Below are 18,563 nucleotides of genomic sequence, written 5' to 3' on the forward strand. Positions count from 1 at the left end.
CCATTACTTAGACGAGGCTAACGCAGTTCTAGGCAAAAAGGGTTTTGGCTGCGACTTAGCCTTAGGTCGGCTTCTAATTAAATATAGAGTTTCGAAGTAAGATATTTTACAGCAATTTTCGGGTTGTGCTAAATTCAAAAAATCTTTTATACTTAGGCAAGAAATGATCCTCAGTAAAGAAATCCAAACCCCTTTAGGAATACTTCTCGCGGGCGCCGTGGAAAAAGGTATCTGCCTTTTGGAATTCACAGAAAAAGAGAGGTTGGAACTCCAACTCACTCGTCTCAAAAAAGTTTTGGGAGAAGATATCCAACCCGGAGAAAGTAAGTTTTTCAGGTTATTAGAAGAACAGCTCCAGGAATATTTCGAAGGTAAAAGAAAAGATTTCGATATTCCTCTAGTGGTCTTAGGCACTGATTTTCAGAAAAAAGCGTGGGAAGCATTACATTCAGTAATTTACGGTAAGACAAATTCCTACGAGGCTCAGGCAATCCGGATCGGGGATAAAAACGCGGTCCGAGCAGTTGCAAAGGCAAACGGAGAAAATCGGATCGCGATCTTGATCCCATGTCATAGGATTGTTGGCAAAAGTGGAGATCTAACTGGATACGGCGGAGGTCTTTGGAGAAAAAAATTCCTGCTCGAGTTAGAGCAAAAATTTTCTGATTCTCCTACCTTACCTTTTTTCCGAGGTGAATGACAGATATTATACTCCCTGGGAATATAACGCCTTCGAAAGGAGACCACCCACTCTTACTTTTTATATCTTCTTTTTTGAATGTAGTTGGAGTTTCAAAATCTAGAATAGTAAAACTTCCGCAATAACCTTCTTCGATCTTTCCAAAACCTTTTCCGTATTCTTTAGGCAAAAACTCAGCTACAAAATCTCCAGGATTCTCTGCACAGATCTCTGAAATTTTTTCCAGAGAAATCCCTGCCGTCTTATGCAACCAAGTCACGAATAAAGAATAAGTGTCGAGTTGTGAAATACCGGATGTACCTTTTAGTTTTTCTTCAATAGAATGAGGAGCATGATCAGTAGCTAAGAAATCGATCCAACCCTCTTTGACTCCTTGGAGTAAAGCATCCTTGTCTTCAGGTCCTCTTAAAGGTGGATTCATTTGGAACCAATGTCGATTTTCGTCGGTGAGCATGGTTCTATCAAAGTATAAATGAGTAGGAGTCACTTCACATTTTACTTTGACTCCTCTCTTTCTAGCATCTATGATCTTCTTTAAACCTTCTTCCGTAGAATAATGGCATAACTTTCCGACCAGTTCATATTTTTCGATCAAATATAGTGCAAAGTCAGTAGCTAAAGTTTCAGCAATAGCGGGCCTTCTATCCTCATGATATGTTTCGTTTTGGCTTTTTTCTAAAATTTCAGGATCTTCACAATGAAAACTAATATTACATCCTTTGTAATGACGGATCGTTTCTTCTAATTGCTCATTGGAATAAAAAAATAATTCTCCGATCGAAGGACCCATGAACGCTTTATACGGAACATGAGCCTTTAGAGGTTTTGTATGAGGACCTATACCTGCATATAAAGTGATACGAACTGGAGAATGATCCGCGAGTTCTCTCTTTTTAGAGTAAGTAATATCGTCAGTAGGAGGAATAGGATTATTAGGCATGTCCGCGATATGGATCACACCTCCATTGATCGCTGCATTTCCGGCAGATAAAAAATCTTCTTTGTATTTATGTTTTCCAGATTCATCTTCTCTTGCATGCACATGAATATCGCCGAAACCAGAAAAAATCGTAAACTTATCTGGATCAAATGCCAATTCCTCCACATTAGAAGATTGTAATACTTTGTCTTTTTGGATAGAAACTATGAGGCCTGTTTTTGGGTCCAGCTCCACTGTACCTATAAAAGAACCTTTGGAGTTTTGGAATTTTCCCGAAATTTTCCGGATTTGAGGAGCCATTAACCCAGTTTATCTCAGGCGCCTTTTTTTTCTATCGCATTCAAAAGTTTCGTAATTGCGGCAGAAGGTCCCTGCTCTTTACGAATTTCTATAGCAAGATCCCTGGCCTCATCCAAACGATTAGTATGATAATACATATCTGCAAGATGCAGATTGTTTTGAGCATGGCCCTCAGAGATTGATCTCAATTCTTCCGACAAACGGATAGCTTCTTGGATATCTCCCATTTTTTTAGCACAATAAGAGAGTATAAAAAGCATCTCAGGATCTTTCACGATGCCCATCTCTCTTAATTCTTGCGCTGCCATATAAGCAGTTTGATAATCCTTGATCTTCAATCCAAGTTTTAAGATTAACTTAGAACGAACTGGATGTGAATCTTGGCTTCCTTGTAGATCAGAAAGGAACCTTCTTAATTCTGAAACTGAACTGGTCTTTTTGATCCGATCTGAAATCTCTTTCCAAGATGAAATTCCTCCACCAGATTTGGACGGAGATTCACTCCGACTAAAAGAAGAATATTCAGAACTTGCCTCCGTTCGGATAGACTGGACCATTCTATTAAATTGATCCGCTAAACTTCCAATCTCATCCCAAGCTTCTGGATGTAGTTCTCTTTGTAGATCTCCTTCAGTAGCAAGCTCCAAAGCAGAATATAATCTATCCAAAGGATGGATCACAAAGAAGGAGAAAAATGAATTGATCGCGATAGAAAAAAGAAGAATACAAACTAAAAATGCAAGAACTGGCTTTTTCAATAATCCAGTCTCAAAAGCTAAAAATTCCTGATAAGGAATTCCGATCTCTTTTACTTGGGTTTTACCTGGAGATTTTTGAATTATAGAATAATAATATTCTCCCATCGCAAGTCCGGGAATCCTTCTAAATCGAGGCTCTCCTTCTGGGACAAGTTCCCTCATTTGATCCAATGTAAAACTTCGTAATGCCTCTCCTTCTGCCGAAGAATTTTTAACAGAGCCGGAAAGTATTTTTAAGAATAATGCAAACTTCTCCTCTTTACCTTCAGGAGAGATTTGTTCCAAAATCCCGTCTCGGATATCTTTAGGTGGAAGGCTTTTGATCTTTTTACGGACCTTCTCCAAACCTTTGGAAAAATTAATTAGGTTTTCAGAATATTTCTCTGAACCTTTTAAAGACTCAGCAACCTTTGCATAAGAAGGGAATTCTTTATTTAAAGCAGATGGATTATTCCAAATGAAGGAAAGGATCAGATCTCTTTTGGATTCTACAAAAAAAGAAGTCTCCAACCCGCCGGAAGCAGTTAGAACAAATCCATCATTGTCTTGAACAGAAAGTAAATAAGAATCAGGAGATAGATCCTGAGCCTTCAATCTTTCCTTTACTGTTTCATTAAAGGATTCTAATCCAGGTTGTAAGAATAACCAACTACTTCCTTGGAATACGAATAATAATAACAATACGATCCCAAGTAGAATGGGAGATCTAAGACTGAAAGCTTCTCCGGAGGCTCTCAAATGGATCAACCACGCTAGAAATAATGCAGTTAAAAAAATAGGATTCCAAAAAGAAAGGCCGATAGCCCTATCTATCGGATAAGCAATTTCTTTTAAATGAAAAAGTATCGTTGTTCCAAGAAGAAGTAAAAAAGGCACCCAAAGAGAAAGTGCCATTAGCTGAATATCTGATCTATGAGCTTGAAAACCTCTCCAAACACCGAAGAGCAATATTACAGAAACATAAATGATCCCGAACCAGAATATAATTCTTTCGTCGGCCCGATGGATTACGTCGTAAACTCCTCCACCAAAATCATAAACAGGTTTCGCAAATATTGTTCCTACTATATGAAGGACCAATATACTTAAGGCCAGAAAATATCCGGCGCCTAATAAAATCCTTCCTGTCTTTTCAGAAGCTTGTGAATTCAGTAGGAAAAAGTATAAACATAGATGGGCGCATAGTAAAAACGCAGAAGGTAAAGAAAGCCATCTATGTAAAAAAGAAAGAGGGTGAAAGAAAGAAGTCCCGAGTAAAAAGGAAAGCTCGAGTAACGCGCAGTATAAGAATACCCAGCCTAAATGTAAGGTTGTTTCGTATTTTTCCTTTCTAATTAAAAGAAAAAAAGCGCAGAGCCCGGAAAGAAGAAATCCGGTAAGATAACTGACGCTGGAAAAAGTTAAAACAGCCATGATGGTTCAAAGCATCATTTCACACAAATTACTGCGAATTTGTTTGTGCTGGGACTTGGAGAAAAGTCTCCACTGCCTAAGTTTACGGTCATATAGTCCCCTTTATCTCCTGCGGCACTCGTAGACCAAAACAATCCGATAGTTTTAACCTTCTTGTCTGCTCTTTTGGAGAATGTTTTAAGCTCTTCCTTGTCTGGAAGTCTCTTTCTTCTGGAAGAACAATAACGAACTGCATCTTCCCAAGCAACTGGAGATCCAGCTTCTTCATCCCAACCATGTTTTCCATAAACAGGGGTTTTATCCAAATATTCCTGAACGATAAAATATCCGAAAAATACGATCAATGCTACTGCGAGAAACCCAATCACTTTTACAAGAGTTCCCGAACTTCCTCCGGATTGTTGAGGAGCCTTCATTGGAAGTTCTTTCATCGTTTCTGAAATTTTAGTAGCTACAGTATGCTGTTGGTGACGATTCGGACGACCATGCTCCGGTCTTTTTTTCTGCTGATGCCCGCGGGTTCCTCCGCCTGGATGTTTGTGGGAAGATTCTTGTTTTTTATTCCCTGAGGTTTTGCGAGGAGGCTTACGACGGTTCGCCATAAAGTGGGTTATCCTTTCAGTCGATGGATTTGGACCTGTTTATTCTAAACGGTCCTAAACGAATTTTAAAATCGTCCGTAAAAGAATCTCTACCAAGACTAGCTCATTTAGTAAAGAAAAAACCGCCAGGTCGAAAGGAAAGCCTCTATACATACTTAAAAAAGGTCGAATGTTTCCAGTATAGCCGAAAGGATTGTCCCAGAATGCAGACGATTCGAATCGGATTAATTGGCGCAGGCACGGTCGGCTCAGGAGTTCTTAAAATTCTTTCGGAAGAATCCGCAAGATTCGAAAAAGAATACGGTATCTCTCTAAATGTACATACTATTTGTACCAGAACTCCCTCTAAAATCGCCCCTATTTCTAAATTATTTTCCAAAGTAAAAATAACTGACGATTACAAACAAGTGGTGGGAAACCCCGAAATCGATACGATCATCGAACTTGTTGGAGGTACGACAATCTCCGAAGAGATCGTACTAGGTGCTTTACAATCCAAACAAACAGTAATTACAGCTAACAAGGCACTTCTTTCCGAAAAAGGAGAGGTCATTTATAAAACTGCAGAAGAGAACCAAACAGAAATTGGATTCGAAGCTTCTGTTGGTGGTTCTATTCCGATCATCCGAGCCATACGAAATTGTTTGGCGGGAGATAAGGTTCTAGGACTTTATGGGATCTTAAACGGAACAACTAACTTCATTCTTTCCAAAATGGAAACAGAAGGTTTAGATTATAAAGAAGCTCTAAAACTCGCCCAGGAAAAGGGATTTGCAGAAGCTGATCCAAGCTTCGACGTAGAAGGTATAGATACAGCTCATAAGATCAGTATTTTAGGATCTTTAGCCTTCGGAGAAAAAATCCCTCTCCAAAACATAGTGGTCGAAGGTATAACAAAGATTACACGACTAGACATCGCATTTGCTTCTGATCTGGGTTATAGGATCAAGTTACTCGGCCTTGTAAGAAAATTAGATGGAAAGGTAGAAGCCAGAGTCCAGCCTGTAATGATCCCAAAACATCATGCGTTTGCAAGTGTGATGAATGAGACAAATGCAGTGTATTACAAGACTGCATTTGCAGGCCCGGGTCTGATCGTGGGAAAAGGTGCAGGCGCATTGCCAACTGCGTCCGCAGTGGTTTCGGATCTGATCTATTACAGCTCAAGACGGGGCAAAAATCTTCCGATGGAAAGGAACAGATTTCCAAAAGCCTCTATATCTGAAGCCAACCAAACAGAAGCTAGATATTATCTGAGATTTAATACCTTGGACCAGCCAGGGGTTTTAGCGGAAATTGCAAAAGATTTGGGAACAAACGGAGTATCTATTTCTTCTGTTCGCCAAAACGAATCTGAAAAGGAACCTGCAGAAGTAGTCGTGGTCACACATCCATGCGTGGAAGCTTCGATTTCTGCGTCTTTAGGAAGGATAGATGCTTCCGAAGTGGTATTAGAACCCTCGGTCGCGATCCGCTTAGAAGACAAATTGTAAAAGTATGAACGAATTTCCCTGCACATTATCCTTACATGAAGGATTCGGGGATTCACATTTGGATTTATTTTTGGATATTGACGGAATTTCTCGTCTAATCACCTTCGGAACAGTCGCTTCTTATTGGGAATTGCTCCAAAGTGGATCGAAAATAACTTTTCAAAGAAAGAATGATCACAGAAGGATCTATCTGGACTTAGAAGGCGAAATCGAAGAGAAAGGACGACTTAGGATACTTTACCGCGGATCCGCCAAAACGGATTCCAAACCGGAAGAAGTCTCCGGATGGACGGAATTGACAGCCACCATCAAAGATGGAACAATGATGCTTTAACGCGGATCGGGACAAAATGGCAAAAACGGAATTCGAAGGCCTTTACATAGAAACTAAAAGAGACTCCGTCGGAGACAAAGAAGTTTTAGTCGTCATCATGAACGGAAAAGTGACGAATTCAAACGCTTTCGAAATTTCCAGAAAGATCAATTTCGTTTTCGACGAAGGGATCTACGAGATCATCTTAGACCTTTCTTCTTTGGAATATATCAATAGTGTTGGAGTTGCGACGCTTCTAACCTTGATCAAAACTGTAGACCAGCATAACGGAAAGATCGTGATCGGAGGATTGAATCACTTCTTAGAGAATGTGATCCGATTGATGGAATTACCTAAAAAGGTAGCGATCTATCATACTCTGGACGAGGCCAAAACGGTTTTTAAATAATACTTTCTTGTTTAGAAAGAATATCTAAATATTCTAAAATACCTTTTGCAATGGTCTCCTTAGAAGCGGGACCAATTTCCTTTTTAGAACCTTCTTTTCCAAAAATGATAACACTTGTATCCAAGTCTCCAAAACCTTTGGAGTCTTTGCCCACGTAATTCCCTACTATAAAATCCAGATTTTTTCTTTTAAGTTTACCAAGTGCATTTTGGTCCAATAGATCTGTTTCAGCGGAGAAGCCTATACGTAGCACATCTTTCAGATTTTCTGCCTGGATCTTTTCTTGAACCGAAACAAGTATGTCCGGATTTTTGATCAGTTCCAGAACTAAGGTGTCGCTACCTTCTTCTTTTTTGATCTTGGATTCATTTGCATTTTTAGGGCGAAAATCAGCAGGTGCAGCTGCCATAATAAGGATAGAAGAAGAAGTAACTTCTTTCAAGACCGCGTCTCTCATTTCCAGAGTAGTTTCTACCTTTACAACTCTTGCGCCTTTAGGTTCAGAATATTTTGGCTCAGTCAAACCACGAATATAAACTACATCTTTTACTAAATGAGTCGCTTCTTCTGCTAAACAATATCCCATTTTTCCAGAAGAAGCATTCGAAATAAAACGAACTGGATCGATCCACTCTCTGGTAGGTCCTGAGCTTATTATAATTTTTGAATATTTAGCCAAGATAAAATATCTTACTTAGAAGTTTTTAGGTACTGTTCCAGGATCTTTTTTTGCATTACTGGAACATCTGCAAGTTTGCCATAACCTTCGTCACCGCAGACCACAACTCCTTCTTGGGGATCTAAGATAATCACTCCGTCTTCTTTCAAACGTGCTAGATTTCTTTGTGTGGCAGGATGAGTGAACATATTCGGATTCATTGCAGGAGCAACTAATACAGGACATTTCGCAGCGAGATAGGTAGAAGTTACAAGATCGTCCGCAATTCCATTCGCCATTTTTGCGATAATATTTGCGGTAGCAGGAACAACAGCGATTACAGCTGCACGATTTCTTGCATCAATATGAGCCATTCCCTGCTCATATTCATCTACCTGGACTTTTTTACCTGTAAGTGCCTCGAATGTGATCGGACCAATAAACTTGGTAGCATTCTGGGTCATGATCACAGAAACAGGATAACCTTCTTTAGTAAGATTACGCACAAGTTCGCAGGCTCTAAAAGCTGCGATACTTCCGCTGACTGCAATCAGAATATCCTTTTTGTCCATAGTACAGATCCAAAACCAATCTCGTAGATTTACAACTTAAATCGCAAAGGAAGAAGGAGCAGAAAGTCTAGTAAAACGAACGGTCATGATCTTATTCCCGTCCATTTTTTCTACGGTCAGTTTACCTTCGGGGATTGCGACTTCAGTTCCTTCCTTAGGCATATCTTCTAACTTCTCTAAAATAAAACCTGCGATAGTACGGATATCGTTTAACTCGTCTTCTTCGATACCTGTTAGGATCTCTTTTAATTCGTCGAGTTCAGTTTCTCCATCAATATCAAATGCATCGGGAGAATGTGATGGAACTGCATCTGTTTCATGATCGTCAGTCTCGTCCCGGATCTCGCCGAAAACTTCTTCCACTATGTCTTCCATAGTTAGTAGTCCTGAAACTCCACCATACTCGTCGATCACGATCGCCATATGTTGTTTTGCGACCCGTAATTTCTGGAGAACCTTCTCGATGGACATACCTTCTGGAACCACGATAGGAGGTTGCATGATTGTAGTTACTTTTGCTTTTTTGTTTCGTTTAGATTCAGAAAGCCAAGCAAGATAAGCCTGAACGTGAATGATACCTACTATATTATCAGTGGTTCCTTCATACACAGGATATCTGGAAAAATGATGTTCTGCGATAATAGAAAGAACCCCATCCATTTGGCTGTCCGCAGGAATTCCTACAATACTCAAACGATGTGTCATCACATCCTTAGCTAAATGTTCGGAAAACTGGAAAGTATTTTGGATGATCTGGAATTCTTCCTGATCAATATTTCCCTGTTTATTCTGCTCTTGGATCAAGATCATCAATTCTTCTGGAGAATGTATGATACGATGAGAATCTTCTTTAAATCCGATCATTCTCAAAAGGAAAGTAGTCATTCCATTTAAGAAAAACGTAATAGGGAAAAATAAATAATAAAAGAAGAATATAGGAGCACTTGTAACCAAGGCCATGGTTTCCGTCTTTTGGATCGCAACTGTTTTAGGAAGAAGTTCTCCCAAAAGAATATGCAAAAATGTGATCAATGCAAATGAGATCGCTACTGCAACGCCATGAACAGTTAAGTCAGAATCCGGATAACCTGCGTAGTGAAAAATAGGCTCAATCCAGCTGGATAGATAACCTTCTCCCACCCAACCTAAGAGTAAGCTTGCAATTGTAATCCCCACCTGACAGACGGAGAGCATATCATTCAACATGCTTGCCGCTTTTTTAGTGAGAGCGGCCATAGGTCTGCCGTCCCTGATCAATTCTTCCAAACGAGAAGGTCTGATCGAGACCAGGGCAAACTCTGCGGACACGAAAAATCCGTTGGCAAAGATAAGAAGAAGTATTACGAAAAATCCAATCACGTCCATTAACGGTAAGATCTTTCGAATATAAAATTTAGGCAGATTGCTAGATCGAAAGAATAAAACAAGGTGGGAAAAATATGGCTTTGGTCCGGAAAATTCCGGCTTCTACTGTCGGGGTCCATCTATCTGTGATACCATCCCTGAAAAACGGTGCATTGTCGAGTGTTTTGGAGACGAAAAAATGAAAATTTGCTCTTTTATCGAACCGGGTTTAAGCGGGTTATTCTGCATTTCGAACCATTTTGAGGACTCTGGAATTCAGATTTGGGTCCCCATTTTCATTTGCGAGTCTCTCTAATAAATTTATGTCGGATTCCGATTCTGGATTCCAATATTTAACAAAATAAAGGCGAGAAGTCCCTGCAGACAGCCAGAACCTAGCCCAGTCCAAAAAGTCCTCAGATTTGTCTCCCCAGCCGGAACCACTAAGGGAATCCTTTGTAAATGCAATTCTATCCGGCAAATTCCTAAAATCTAATCTACGCTTTGCCTTTCTGAAAGAAATAGAATCAGATCCACAGGACCATTCATAATCCCTAAGTCCATTAGGCGATTTAGAAGTCACTTTCATATTCCAAACAAGTAAAGCTGACTTCCCTTGGAGCAATTTAGATCCATCATAATATTGTAATGGAAAAGACTGCCAGCCTAAATGGCCTTCCCCTTCCGGAAGATTTTTAGGGAAAAGATTCTCACAAGCAGGTCCGAACACTTTTTTAGCAGAATCAGACTCGTCTCTTTTATCAAATCTTAGGAATAATTTAATTTCAGAATCAGGGAATTCCTTTCTAAGATATTCTGCTGCTTCTACTCCAGGTGAATTCAAATAAATTTGGATTTTATCCTTTTTAGAAAAGGATTCCATCGCACTTCTAAAAGCAGATTGAGCAGTATAGCTAGTAGGATTATCGGTATTCAGCTCTCTTGCTTCCAGCTCGGAAGAATCTCCGTCTTTATGAAATAGAAATACTCTCTTATCCTTTACAAAAACTGCAATCAACGGGTGAGTTAACTTTTTGAAATTTGCATTTTTAAGAGGATCTGATTCTTCCCTAATGCGGGAAGATTCTTTGGTTCTCATTTCAGACCAAGCAGATTTCCAAGGTTCTCTTCCTGGAGGATAAAATCCTTTATATTTAGAAATTCTATTATGAGTTTTAAGGATCGCAAGGTCAGGAGGAGAATCATCTTCTTGAAGTTCAGAATTTTCCTCATAATGGATCATAAAAGAAAGTAGATCGTTTGTATAACCATGTCTGGTATAAAAATCAATTGCAGAATTTTCTAAACTTTTACTTCCGAAAGAAGGAGGGAGATAATTTTTGATCTCAAAAGTTTTATCATCCGTATGACCTGAAGCAGAAATTTTAAGCGCCTGGTCTAAGAAACTTTTTACTCCTCTTAGATTCGAAGATTCCTTATGAGAAAGAAATAATCCATTCAAACGGATCCATTCTTCTTTATAAGAAGGATCTTCTTTTAAAATACCGCCCGCCTTAGTAAACTCTATGATCGCTTTTCTAAGATTATTCGTTTTTAACTGCAAAAACCCATGAAGCAATGTCGCGGAATATTCTACTCTTCTCCACCCTTTACTTTGTGCGAGAAAGCTCAGATCCATTGCAAGTTTAGAAGCTACTTCAGGTTCGTCTTCTGAAAGTATTTGAATAATTCTTAATTTAGTAAATAGATCATCTTCTGTCAGATTTTTAGGAGTGCTAACTGATTGTAGAGCATCTACAGCTTTATGAGAATTTTTAGATTTCCAAACTGCAACAGATATTAGATCGCGAGCGCTATTTATCGGAATCGGTTCCCCTAAGAATGGATGGAGTATCTTAGTAGACCAGTGTAAAAAATCTAAATTCAAATAATATTCAAGTGCTCTTGCAGGTTCACCTTGCAAATATGCAAGAGTTCCTAACTTCAAATATAATGAATTTTTATAAGCGGGAGCCATTTCCCCTTGTCTTTCTATTATATACTTTAAAACTTTTTCAGCAGAATTCGGATCCCCATCCACCAAATAATAATACGCCAATTTTTCGTAAGAATGAGAAAGCATTCTTCCACCTAAATTTTCAGAAACAATACCAATTTTAGAAAATTGGATCGCGTCTCTTGCAAATCCTAACTCCGAAAGATAATCTGCAATATTAGGAAGAAAATTAGATAAGAAAGGAATATGTTTTAGCTCCTTCTCCTCTGGATCAGTAACCCCAGGAAAAGGAGAAAGTATTCTTTGCAAATTTGTATATTCTCTATCATGGTTCGGATCAGAAAGTTTGAAATCCGCCATATAACTTCCGAGACGAAGCATTCTACAAAGTGAATAATATTGTTTTTTGGGAGAACATTTGATCTTATCCGCTGGCTTCTTATAAAGAAGAACGTTACGAGTAGATTCTACTAATTCTTTTTGGTAAGTGTCTCCAGCAGGAGGATTCCAAACTTTTAGGAAATTTTCCCCATTTGATTTCTTGGAGAAGTAAATATCTTGAAAATAAAGTAGAAGAACTTCTGCGAAGCCTAGATCTTTTTCCTTTCGAATAGAATTGATAAGGTTAGAAAATTTTCCGGAATCTTTATTAAGAAGTAAATATTCACCAGCTAATAGTGCAAATTCTGATTTTTGGACTGCATTCAGACCTTCTGGAAAGGAATTAAAATCAGTTTCCTTCGTTAGGACGTTTTTGCCATCCATCAAAAGATAAAAATTACCTGGAGAACCTGTCCAACCGTAATCATTACGGGTCTGAGCAGATAGCGATGTACAAAAAGAACAGAATGAAATTAATAAAAATGGAATATACTTGAAAATTAGGCTAATGCCGCCTACTTTACGAATATTTAAAATTGCATTTTGCAAGGGAATCGATCGCGATTTAAGAGCGGTTTATAGACCTTCTCTTTTTAAGTCCCGGCCCATTAAATCTCTAACAACCTCCTTCGGATTCTTATGCTCGTAAAGCATTTTATACACCTCGGTGGTTATTGCCATTTCGATACCTAATTTCTGGGATAATTCGAATCCACTTTTTGCAGTTTTAACCCCTTCTGCAACTTCTACCATTCCGCCTAAGATAGAATCCAAACTTTCTCCTTTTCCCAATCTGAAACCTACAGTCCTGTTTCTGGAAGCATCTCCGCAACAAGTAAGGATTAAATCTCCCATTCCAGAAGGTCCTAAAAATGTAAGAGGATCCGCTCCCAATTTGACTCCTAGTCTGGAAATTTCGGTTAATCCTCTGGTGATCAAAGCGGCTCTAGTATTCTGTCCGAATCCTAATCCGTCAGAAACTCCTGCAGCAATTGCGATCACATTTTTTAAAGAGCCGCCAACTTCTACTCCGACCACGTCTGGAGTCCAATAGGTCCTAAAATATGTGAAACTGAATATTTCCTGTACCTTTCTTGCAGTTGCTTCATTTTTAGATGCGATACTCACTATCGTAGGTACACGTTTGACCAACTCTTTTGCAAAACTAGGTCCAGAAAGATAAGATAATCTGCTATGAAATTTGCCTGGAAGTTCTGCTTCAAAAATTTCGGAAACTAGTCTAAGACTTCCATTTTCTATTCCTTTGCTTGCGGAAACGATGGGAGCCTTTTCCGGTAGAAAAGATTTAATCTCTTTTAGAATATCAGTGATTGCGTGAGAAGGAGGAGCAGAAACGATCATGTCCTTATCACGTACGGCTTCTTCTAAACTTGTACTTCCTTTTAAATTTTTAGGAAGATCTATGCCTGGTAGATATTTTTCGTTCCGATGGTTCTCATTAATCTCTTGGATCAGCCCAGAATTCCTTCCCCAAATGGTAACATCATAACCTTTGTCCGCCAGCAACACACCTAAAGAAGAACCAAAACTTCCAGATCCGATAACGCCGATTTGCATGAGATACCCTTTCCCCGACTAACCCTAAGGAGTGATGATCCTGACCTGGAAAGCCTAAACGGCAAGAAAAAAAAGCAGCAAAAACAAAGGCCTTTCCATTCTTATTTTGGTATAAAACAGAAATGAGTTTACCGACCAAATCCGCAGGATTAACTTTGTTCTTCCATGCTCGATTTGCGGAAACTTTCGGGATTCAATCTTTTAGATTTTCTGACGGGAAAAAATTCCTTGGAAGAAAAAGCCTTAAAGAGCAATTACAGGATCGCCGTTTTACTTCATTCTTTGAATAAGGTTCTGCAAAAAAAAGTGGTAGAGGGCACAGAAGATCTAGAGTCCCTAGTGATGGATTCAGGTCGGGGTGTTTTATATCTTTCCGGACATTATTCTATCCAAGGACTGGCCTGGTCCAAAATTTTAAGAACGAATCATATCAGATATAAACTCTCTTTACGACCTGTAAAGGTAGACGGAAACAGAGTGGTGTTTCGAATAGAAGCGTTTAGACTCTATGATCATAACCCAAGATCTATAGATCCAATACGGATTTTTTCCAAAGTTTTCAAATTCCATAGAAAACTAATATTAGAAGAAATAGTCGAAGAAATTCCTGAAATATTATCCCTTACGGAAGTGGGGAATGAGATCAGAGTCGACTTAAATTATTTTTTAGCAGAAATTCCAGAAGTAGCTGGAGCTGTTTCAGTCCAAAAAGTAATCCCCGAAAAAGGAAATGTATTCTTATTCGTGCGCTCTAATACAATTTTAAAACCATTATTGGATTTTTTTGGTCCGGACTATCTAAGGGTAGAACCGATTTCGGAGAATGAAGACAGCATGCTCATGCTGTGGAGGGATTAGAAAGATTGGACATTATCACGGGTTTTTCAAGAATCAGTATAGAAAGGGTCAAACGGCTTCAAGTCGTTTAACATAAAATTAGGATAAGTCCAAATGAGGATCATTTACCTCACCGATATCCACGACGGGCTCAGAGGATTGAAAGAAGTCCTTATGGGAACCGAATGCGACTTGTACCTATTCTCCGGCGACATTATCTACAAAGCCTTTTTTAATCCAGAACGTATCATCGAATTTGTAACACTCCAAGAAGACATGTATCGTATCATGGATGATGTCAAAGAAGAGATCAATCCTTATGATTACGCAACAAGAGCAGTACGTTTTCCAGAGAAGTACCAGCCTAACGTGGTAGAAAAATCCCACGATTACAGAAGATTATTCCACCAAGCCGCAAAAACGATGAAGGAAAAATACGAACTCATCGAGATCATCATCCAAAAATACGCAAAAGCTCCTGTCTGGTTATTACCAGGAAATTATGATATAGATCTTCAATACTCCGCGTTATACGAAAGAGACCTGCATAGAAAAACCTTCGATATGGGAGGATTAAAATTTGCAGGTTATGGTGGAGCTCCAGTAATCACTTCAGGGATCCCGGAAAAATTAGCCGTAAAATTCCACGAGTATAATCGTAACGGAAAAAATTACAGCGAACCAGAAGACTTCTTCAAAGAAGAAAATCCAGATGTTGTTGTAATTCATAATCCAGCGTACGGATTTTTAGATAAGATCCCAAGTTTTGGAAATGTAGGCTCTCAAGGGATCCGAAGATATTTAGATGATTATTCTCCCGCCTTAGTTGTCTCTGGTCATGTTCATGAAGACCAAGGGATCATAAAAAAAGGAAAAACAGTGTTTTTGAATCCTTCTAATTTTGGACCGGTTGATTCAGTCTTCGGATTTCAACCTGGAGGCTTCTTCTCTGAAATAGAAATAGAAAACAATCTTGTAAAAAATGTAAAACTGAATAGACTATCGGATCACTCAATTCGCCACCTTTTAGAAGTCGATTGCTCTGGAGACAAGTTAGAGCTTGTCCATGCAAGCAATGACTCAGAAGTTCCGGCGGAAGATTTTATCCGATAGTTATGACTCTTCCAAAACTCAGCTCAAACTCTAATATTGTAAAATTCGTAGGTCTAAAAAAATTTTTTAGATCTCATGAGACTGGAGTATCCAGAGAAAGAATAGAAGACTTCAAAAAATTTAATAAGTTAATCAACTATGGTGGAGACGAGGTAGCATTCGATATATTAGGTTCCTTAAATTTCGGCCAAGCAACTTCCGATTCAGACACAGACATAGTAATGTATACTAGATGTGAAGAAGGCAGAATGGGAGAATGTGGACTGGAAAATTGTTATAAAATTGCACTTTTCAAACATATGTTCCTGAACCTAGTTACCTTCGAACATAATTCACAAGCTTATAAATTGGAAATCGTAGACTGTATCAATCTGAACCAATTGGAAAAAGATATAAAAGATAAGAATGCTGAATCTGCTTTGCTCATCCGTTTTTGTTTTTACAGATCCATTTGTAGAGGAGTGAATCGTAGACTTCTTCATAAATACGAAAATATGATCTCCGATAATCTTCCTCTTTGGGAAAAAATTTCAGAATCATTAGAAGAATGTTTCGAAGGGATTATTAAGTCTTCTCAACATACTTATTCATTTCATAAATACGCGGGAAGATTAGCTGATAAGGGAATTAAATTGCCTGGTTCCATGGCGGAGAAAATAAAGGATTATCTGAAACAATGATCACCTTTCTCACCTTAGTTGCTTGTTTAGCAGCGGCCGCGATCTTCTTCCATGTTTTATATACTGTAGATACAAAACGTCTGGATAAAAAAGATTCCAAACGACCTAAAGACAAAGATTACGGAAATCCAAGAAAAGTATACGGTGGAAATTGGGATCCGAACATTCCCCGCCCCAGACTTTGTCCTGTTTGTGGTCGATTCTTGGATAAGAATGAATACTTATACGCAGTTCTTTTTGAACCTGCAACTCCCGGAGCAAAACGACAAGCGCGGATTTATGGTTGCCGTTACTGTTACCTAGGATTGGATGATTCAAGTTCGGCTCCAGAGGAGATTATACAAAATTCTCCTCAACCGAAACCAGTCCAGGATGAAGAACTCGGTCTCTGATAAAAAAAACTCTACCATTTCCCTAACTAGCTCCATTGGAGTCGTAAAAGGTGTGGGTCCTAAAAAACAGGAAGTTTTAGAATCCGTAGGGATCAAAACTATCCAAGATCTTTTAGGATGGTTTCCACGCAGATACTTAGATCGGAACTTAACAGAAAATATTCTACTCAAACAAGGTGAATCAGTTACCTTAATTTTAGAAGTAATCGATTCTTATCTGGCTCACGGAAAAAAATCCAGACTAGTAGTTTCTGCAAAAACAAAAAACAATGAGCCGATCAGTTTAGTTTTCTTCAGAGGTATCCAATTTTTTCGCAGAGTATTCCAACCTGGAATTCTTGTAGCTGTAACTGGTAAATTGGAATATTTCAGAGGATTCCAACTCATGCATCCGGATTACGAAGTTCTATCTTATGGTGGGAACTCCGACATTTCAGAAGATGATCTTCCTGAGAGCATTCACACTGGCCGTATCATTCCTCTTTATCCTACAACGGAAGCAATGAGAGATGAACATCTCAATTCCAGAGAACTTCGTAAACTTATACACTTTGCATTAAAACTTTTAGAGGGCAGAATTCAGGAAATCCTACCTGCACAAGTTGTCAAAAAAAGAAATTTAATGGATCGAGCCCAGGCATATAATGAGATCCATTTTCCGACTGAAGATGAACAATTAGGAAGAGCAAGGACTAGATTCAAATACGAAGAATTATATTATTTCAATCTTTTGATAGAGTATAAACGTTCCCAAAGAGCAAAAGTTCCCAGGCTTTTATGGCCTCTGCCTGAATCCAAAACTGCAAAGGATTTGATCAAAAATCTACCTTTCGAGTTAACACCGGATCAAAAAGATAGCATAGCAAAAATTTCAGAATGGACCAAGTCGGATACTCCTGCCGCAATCCTATTGCAAGGAGATGTGGGTTCTGGAAAAACCTTGGTCGCACTTCTTACAGCACTCAAATACACAGACAATCAAGTTCAAGTCTGCATGGTGGCTCCTACAGAAATTTTAGCCAGACAACATTACCAAACTGTAATGAACTTCTTAGGAAACATGCCTTTCCTAAGAATAGAACTTTTAGTTGGAAAAGAACCTAAAAAAACCAGGGCAGAAAAAATATTCAGGATCAAAACTGGAGAATCCCTATTTATAATAGGAACTCATAGTGTTTTCCAAGAAGATGTGATCTTCAAAGATCTGGGACTTGCAATCATAGACGAGCAGCATAAGTTCGGAGTGGAACAAAGAGAAACATTAAGATCCAAAGGAAAAAATCCGGATATTCTTGCAATGACTGCAACTCCTATCCCAAGAACACTTTGCCTTACCTTATATGGTGACTTGGAACTCGTGACCTTAAAAAATCGCCCAGCCGGTAGGATCCCTATCAAAACATTATGGTTCACAGAAGGAAAAAGATCCGGAGTTTATAAATCTATCCAAAAGTACGTCTCCCAAGGAAGACAATGTTATATTGTTTACCCATTGGTCGAAGAGTCTGAAAAGTCGGATCTTAAATCCTGTATAGAAGCGTACGAAACATTAAGAAAAGATGTTTTTCCTGAATTCAAGGTAGGACTTCTTCATGGAAAAATGGAAACTTCTGAAAAAGATAGGATCATGAAATTGTTCCAACAAAATGAGATCCAAATCTTAGTCAGCACTACAGTGATCGAGGTTGGAGTAGATGTTCCAAATGCGTCGGTAATGGTAATTGAACATTCCGATAGATTCGGGATCTCCCAGCTTCACCAGCTGAGAGGACGTGTTGGTCGGGGAAAACACGAAAGCTTCTGTATCTTAATTTCTGATTCAAAAATTACGGAAGAAGCAAGATATCGCATCCAAGCCTTAGTAGATTCTGATGATGGCTTCTTCTTATCTGAAGCTGATTTGAAATTGAGAGGCCCTGGAGAACTTTTAGGCGTAAGACAAAGTGGATTACCAGACTTTAAGATAGCTGATTTAAGAGAAGACAGCCAGTGGATTGAAATCTCTAGAGAAGATGCAAATCAATTCGGGAATCTTGGAGATCTAGAAAAATCGGAAATCGTTTCTAGATTTTCGGAAGGCGCTTTATTATTTTCGAATTAAGAGAGATGAATTTTCGGCCGAC

Annotated in this window: 17 protein-coding genes; 9 read left to right on the forward strand and 8 right to left on the reverse strand. The window is 38.8% G+C overall.

What is annotated here, in order from left to right; genetic code table 11:
* Positions 1 to 163: 163 nt before the first annotated feature.
* Positions 164 to 700: a methylated-DNA--[protein]-cysteine S-methyltransferase gene (locus tag EHQ52_RS06010; protein ID WP_135614338.1), complete on the forward strand. Its 537-nt coding sequence runs from the start codon at positions 164 to 166 to the stop codon at positions 698 to 700.
* Here EHQ52_RS06010 and EHQ52_RS06015 read toward each other — a convergent pair.
* Genes EHQ52_RS06015 through EHQ52_RS06025 form a run of 3 tightly spaced genes read right to left on the reverse strand, consistent with a single transcriptional unit; the run spans position 672 to position 4,713 of the window.
* Positions 672 to 1,940 carry an amidohydrolase family protein gene (locus EHQ52_RS06015; RefSeq protein WP_135614339.1) on the reverse strand — a complete coding sequence of 423 codons (1,269 nt, stop codon included), beginning with the start codon at positions 1,938 to 1,940 and terminating at the stop codon, positions 672 to 674. The genes EHQ52_RS06010 and EHQ52_RS06015 overlap by 29 nt on opposite strands.
* Positions 1,941 to 1,954: 14 nt before the next feature.
* On the reverse strand, positions 1,955 to 4,111 hold the full coding sequence (locus tag EHQ52_RS06020) for a tetratricopeptide repeat protein (protein ID WP_135614340.1): 2,157 nt from the start codon (positions 4,109 to 4,111) through the stop codon (positions 1,955 to 1,957).
* 14 nt (positions 4,112 to 4,125) lie between these two features.
* Positions 4,126 to 4,713: an LIC_10572 family protein gene (locus tag EHQ52_RS06025; protein ID WP_135614341.1), complete on the reverse strand. Its 588-nt coding sequence runs from the start codon at positions 4,711 to 4,713 to the stop codon at positions 4,126 to 4,128.
* Positions 4,714 to 4,916: 203 nt separating this feature from the next.
* Between EHQ52_RS06025 and EHQ52_RS06030 the strand changes: the two genes are divergently transcribed.
* The 3 genes from EHQ52_RS06030 to EHQ52_RS06040 are packed head-to-tail and all read left to right on the forward strand — an operon-like array spanning position 4,917 to position 6,928.
* A complete protein-coding gene (locus tag EHQ52_RS06030) occupies positions 4,917 to 6,206 on the forward strand; it encodes a homoserine dehydrogenase (protein ID WP_135614342.1) in 1,290 nt (429 codons plus the stop codon).
* 4 nt (positions 6,207 to 6,210) lie between these two features.
* Entirely contained in the window at positions 6,211 to 6,540 is a 330-nt protein-coding gene (locus tag EHQ52_RS06035; protein WP_135614343.1) for a hypothetical protein, read from the forward strand.
* A 16-nt stretch (positions 6,541 to 6,556) separates the two neighbouring features.
* Positions 6,557 to 6,928: an STAS domain-containing protein gene (locus tag EHQ52_RS06040; protein ID WP_135614344.1), complete on the forward strand. Its 372-nt coding sequence runs from the start codon at positions 6,557 to 6,559 to the stop codon at positions 6,926 to 6,928.
* Here the strand turns inward: EHQ52_RS06040 and EHQ52_RS06045 are convergent.
* From EHQ52_RS06045 to EHQ52_RS06065, 5 genes are all read right to left on the reverse strand, one after another.
* Complete coding sequence (locus tag EHQ52_RS06045; RefSeq protein ID WP_135614345.1) at positions 6,921 to 7,607, reverse strand: phosphopantothenoylcysteine decarboxylase domain-containing protein; 687 nt, start codon at positions 7,605 to 7,607, stop codon at positions 6,921 to 6,923. The two genes, EHQ52_RS06040 and EHQ52_RS06045, sit on opposite strands and share 8 nt — an antisense overlap.
* A gap of 11 nt (positions 7,608 to 7,618) precedes the next feature.
* Positions 7,619 to 8,158 (reverse strand): phosphopantothenoylcysteine decarboxylase, encoded by a 540-nt coding sequence (locus EHQ52_RS06050; protein WP_135614346.1) that lies wholly within the window; start codon positions 8,156 to 8,158, stop codon positions 7,619 to 7,621.
* 36 nt (positions 8,159 to 8,194) lie between these two features.
* Complete coding sequence (locus EHQ52_RS06055; RefSeq protein ID WP_135614347.1) at positions 8,195 to 9,523, reverse strand: hemolysin family protein; 1,329 nt, start codon at positions 9,521 to 9,523, stop codon at positions 8,195 to 8,197.
* Positions 9,524 to 9,740: 217 nt separating this feature from the next.
* Positions 9,741 to 12,389 carry a tetratricopeptide repeat protein gene (locus EHQ52_RS06060; RefSeq protein WP_135614348.1) on the reverse strand — a complete coding sequence of 883 codons (2,649 nt, stop codon included), beginning with the start codon at positions 12,387 to 12,389 and terminating at the stop codon, positions 9,741 to 9,743.
* Positions 12,390 to 12,416: 27 nt separating this feature from the next.
* Complete coding sequence (locus tag EHQ52_RS06065) at positions 12,417 to 13,418, reverse strand: NAD(P)H-dependent glycerol-3-phosphate dehydrogenase (RefSeq protein WP_135614349.1); 1,002 nt, start codon at positions 13,416 to 13,418, stop codon at positions 12,417 to 12,419.
* 165 nt (positions 13,419 to 13,583) lie between these two features.
* On the opposite strand from EHQ52_RS06065, the gene EHQ52_RS06070 reads away from it, so the two are divergent.
* The 5 genes from EHQ52_RS06070 (at position 13,584) to recG (ending at position 18,541) form a co-directional block, all read left to right on the forward strand.
* Positions 13,584 to 14,276 (forward strand): hypothetical protein, encoded by a 693-nt coding sequence (locus tag EHQ52_RS06070; protein ID WP_135614350.1) that lies wholly within the window; start codon positions 13,584 to 13,586, stop codon positions 14,274 to 14,276.
* 93 nt (positions 14,277 to 14,369) lie between these two features.
* Positions 14,370 to 15,368, forward strand: a complete 999-nt coding sequence (locus EHQ52_RS06075; RefSeq protein ID WP_135614351.1) for a metallophosphoesterase family protein — start codon at positions 14,370 to 14,372, stop codon at positions 15,366 to 15,368.
* Positions 15,369 to 15,370: 2 nt separating this feature from the next.
* Entirely contained in the window at positions 15,371 to 16,048 is a 678-nt protein-coding gene (locus tag EHQ52_RS06080) for a hypothetical protein (protein WP_135614352.1), read from the forward strand.
* Complete coding sequence (locus EHQ52_RS06085) at positions 16,045 to 16,440, forward strand: hypothetical protein (protein WP_135614353.1); 396 nt, start codon at positions 16,045 to 16,047, stop codon at positions 16,438 to 16,440. Before EHQ52_RS06080 ends, EHQ52_RS06085 begins: the two co-directional genes overlap by 4 nt.
* Positions 16,421 to 18,541, forward strand: a complete 2,121-nt coding sequence (gene recG / locus EHQ52_RS06090) for an ATP-dependent DNA helicase RecG (protein WP_135614354.1) — start codon at positions 16,421 to 16,423, stop codon at positions 18,539 to 18,541. Before EHQ52_RS06085 ends, recG begins: the two co-directional genes overlap by 20 nt.
* Positions 18,542 to 18,563: the final 22 nt, after the last annotated feature.

The sequence above is a fragment of the Leptospira koniambonensis genome, assembly GCF_004769555.1.
In the GTDB taxonomy this organism is placed as follows: Bacteria; Spirochaetota; Leptospiria; order Leptospirales; family Leptospiraceae; genus Leptospira_B; species Leptospira_B koniambonensis.

Excerpts from the sequence above, each read along its gene's own strand:
- EHQ52_RS06010 (WP_135614338.1), top strand. The coding sequence starts at position 164 with ATGATCCTCAGTAAAGAAATCCAAACCCCTTTAGGAATACTTCTCGCG.
- EHQ52_RS06015 (WP_135614339.1), bottom strand. The coding sequence starts at position 1,940 with ATGGCTCCTCAAATCCGGAAAATTTCGGGAAAATTCCAAAACTCCAAA.
- EHQ52_RS06020 (WP_135614340.1), bottom strand. The coding sequence starts at position 4,111 with ATGGCTGTTTTAACTTTTTCCAGCGTCAGTTATCTTACCGGATTTCTT.
- EHQ52_RS06025 (WP_135614341.1), bottom strand. The coding sequence starts at position 4,713 with ATGGCGAACCGTCGTAAGCCTCCTCGCAAAACCTCAGGGAATAAAAAA.
- EHQ52_RS06030 (WP_135614342.1), top strand. The coding sequence starts at position 4,917 with ATGCAGACGATTCGAATCGGATTAATTGGCGCAGGCACGGTCGGCTCA.
- EHQ52_RS06035 (WP_135614343.1), top strand. The coding sequence starts at position 6,211 with ATGAACGAATTTCCCTGCACATTATCCTTACATGAAGGATTCGGGGAT.
- EHQ52_RS06040 (WP_135614344.1), top strand. The coding sequence starts at position 6,557 with ATGGCAAAAACGGAATTCGAAGGCCTTTACATAGAAACTAAAAGAGAC.
- EHQ52_RS06050 (WP_135614346.1), bottom strand. The coding sequence starts at position 8,158 with ATGGACAAAAAGGATATTCTGATTGCAGTCAGCGGAAGTATCGCAGCT.
- EHQ52_RS06055 (WP_135614347.1), bottom strand. The coding sequence starts at position 9,523 with ATGGACGTGATTGGATTTTTCGTAATACTTCTTCTTATCTTTGCCAAC.
- EHQ52_RS06065 (WP_135614349.1), bottom strand. The coding sequence starts at position 13,418 with ATGCAAATCGGCGTTATCGGATCTGGAAGTTTTGGTTCTTCTTTAGGT.
- EHQ52_RS06070 (WP_135614350.1), top strand. The coding sequence starts at position 13,584 with ATGCTCGATTTGCGGAAACTTTCGGGATTCAATCTTTTAGATTTTCTG.
- EHQ52_RS06075 (WP_135614351.1), top strand. The coding sequence starts at position 14,370 with ATGAGGATCATTTACCTCACCGATATCCACGACGGGCTCAGAGGATTG.
- EHQ52_RS06080 (WP_135614352.1), top strand. The coding sequence starts at position 15,371 with ATGACTCTTCCAAAACTCAGCTCAAACTCTAATATTGTAAAATTCGTA.
- EHQ52_RS06085 (WP_135614353.1), top strand. The coding sequence starts at position 16,045 with ATGATCACCTTTCTCACCTTAGTTGCTTGTTTAGCAGCGGCCGCGATC.
- recG (WP_135614354.1), top strand. The coding sequence starts at position 16,421 with ATGAAGAACTCGGTCTCTGATAAAAAAAACTCTACCATTTCCCTAACT.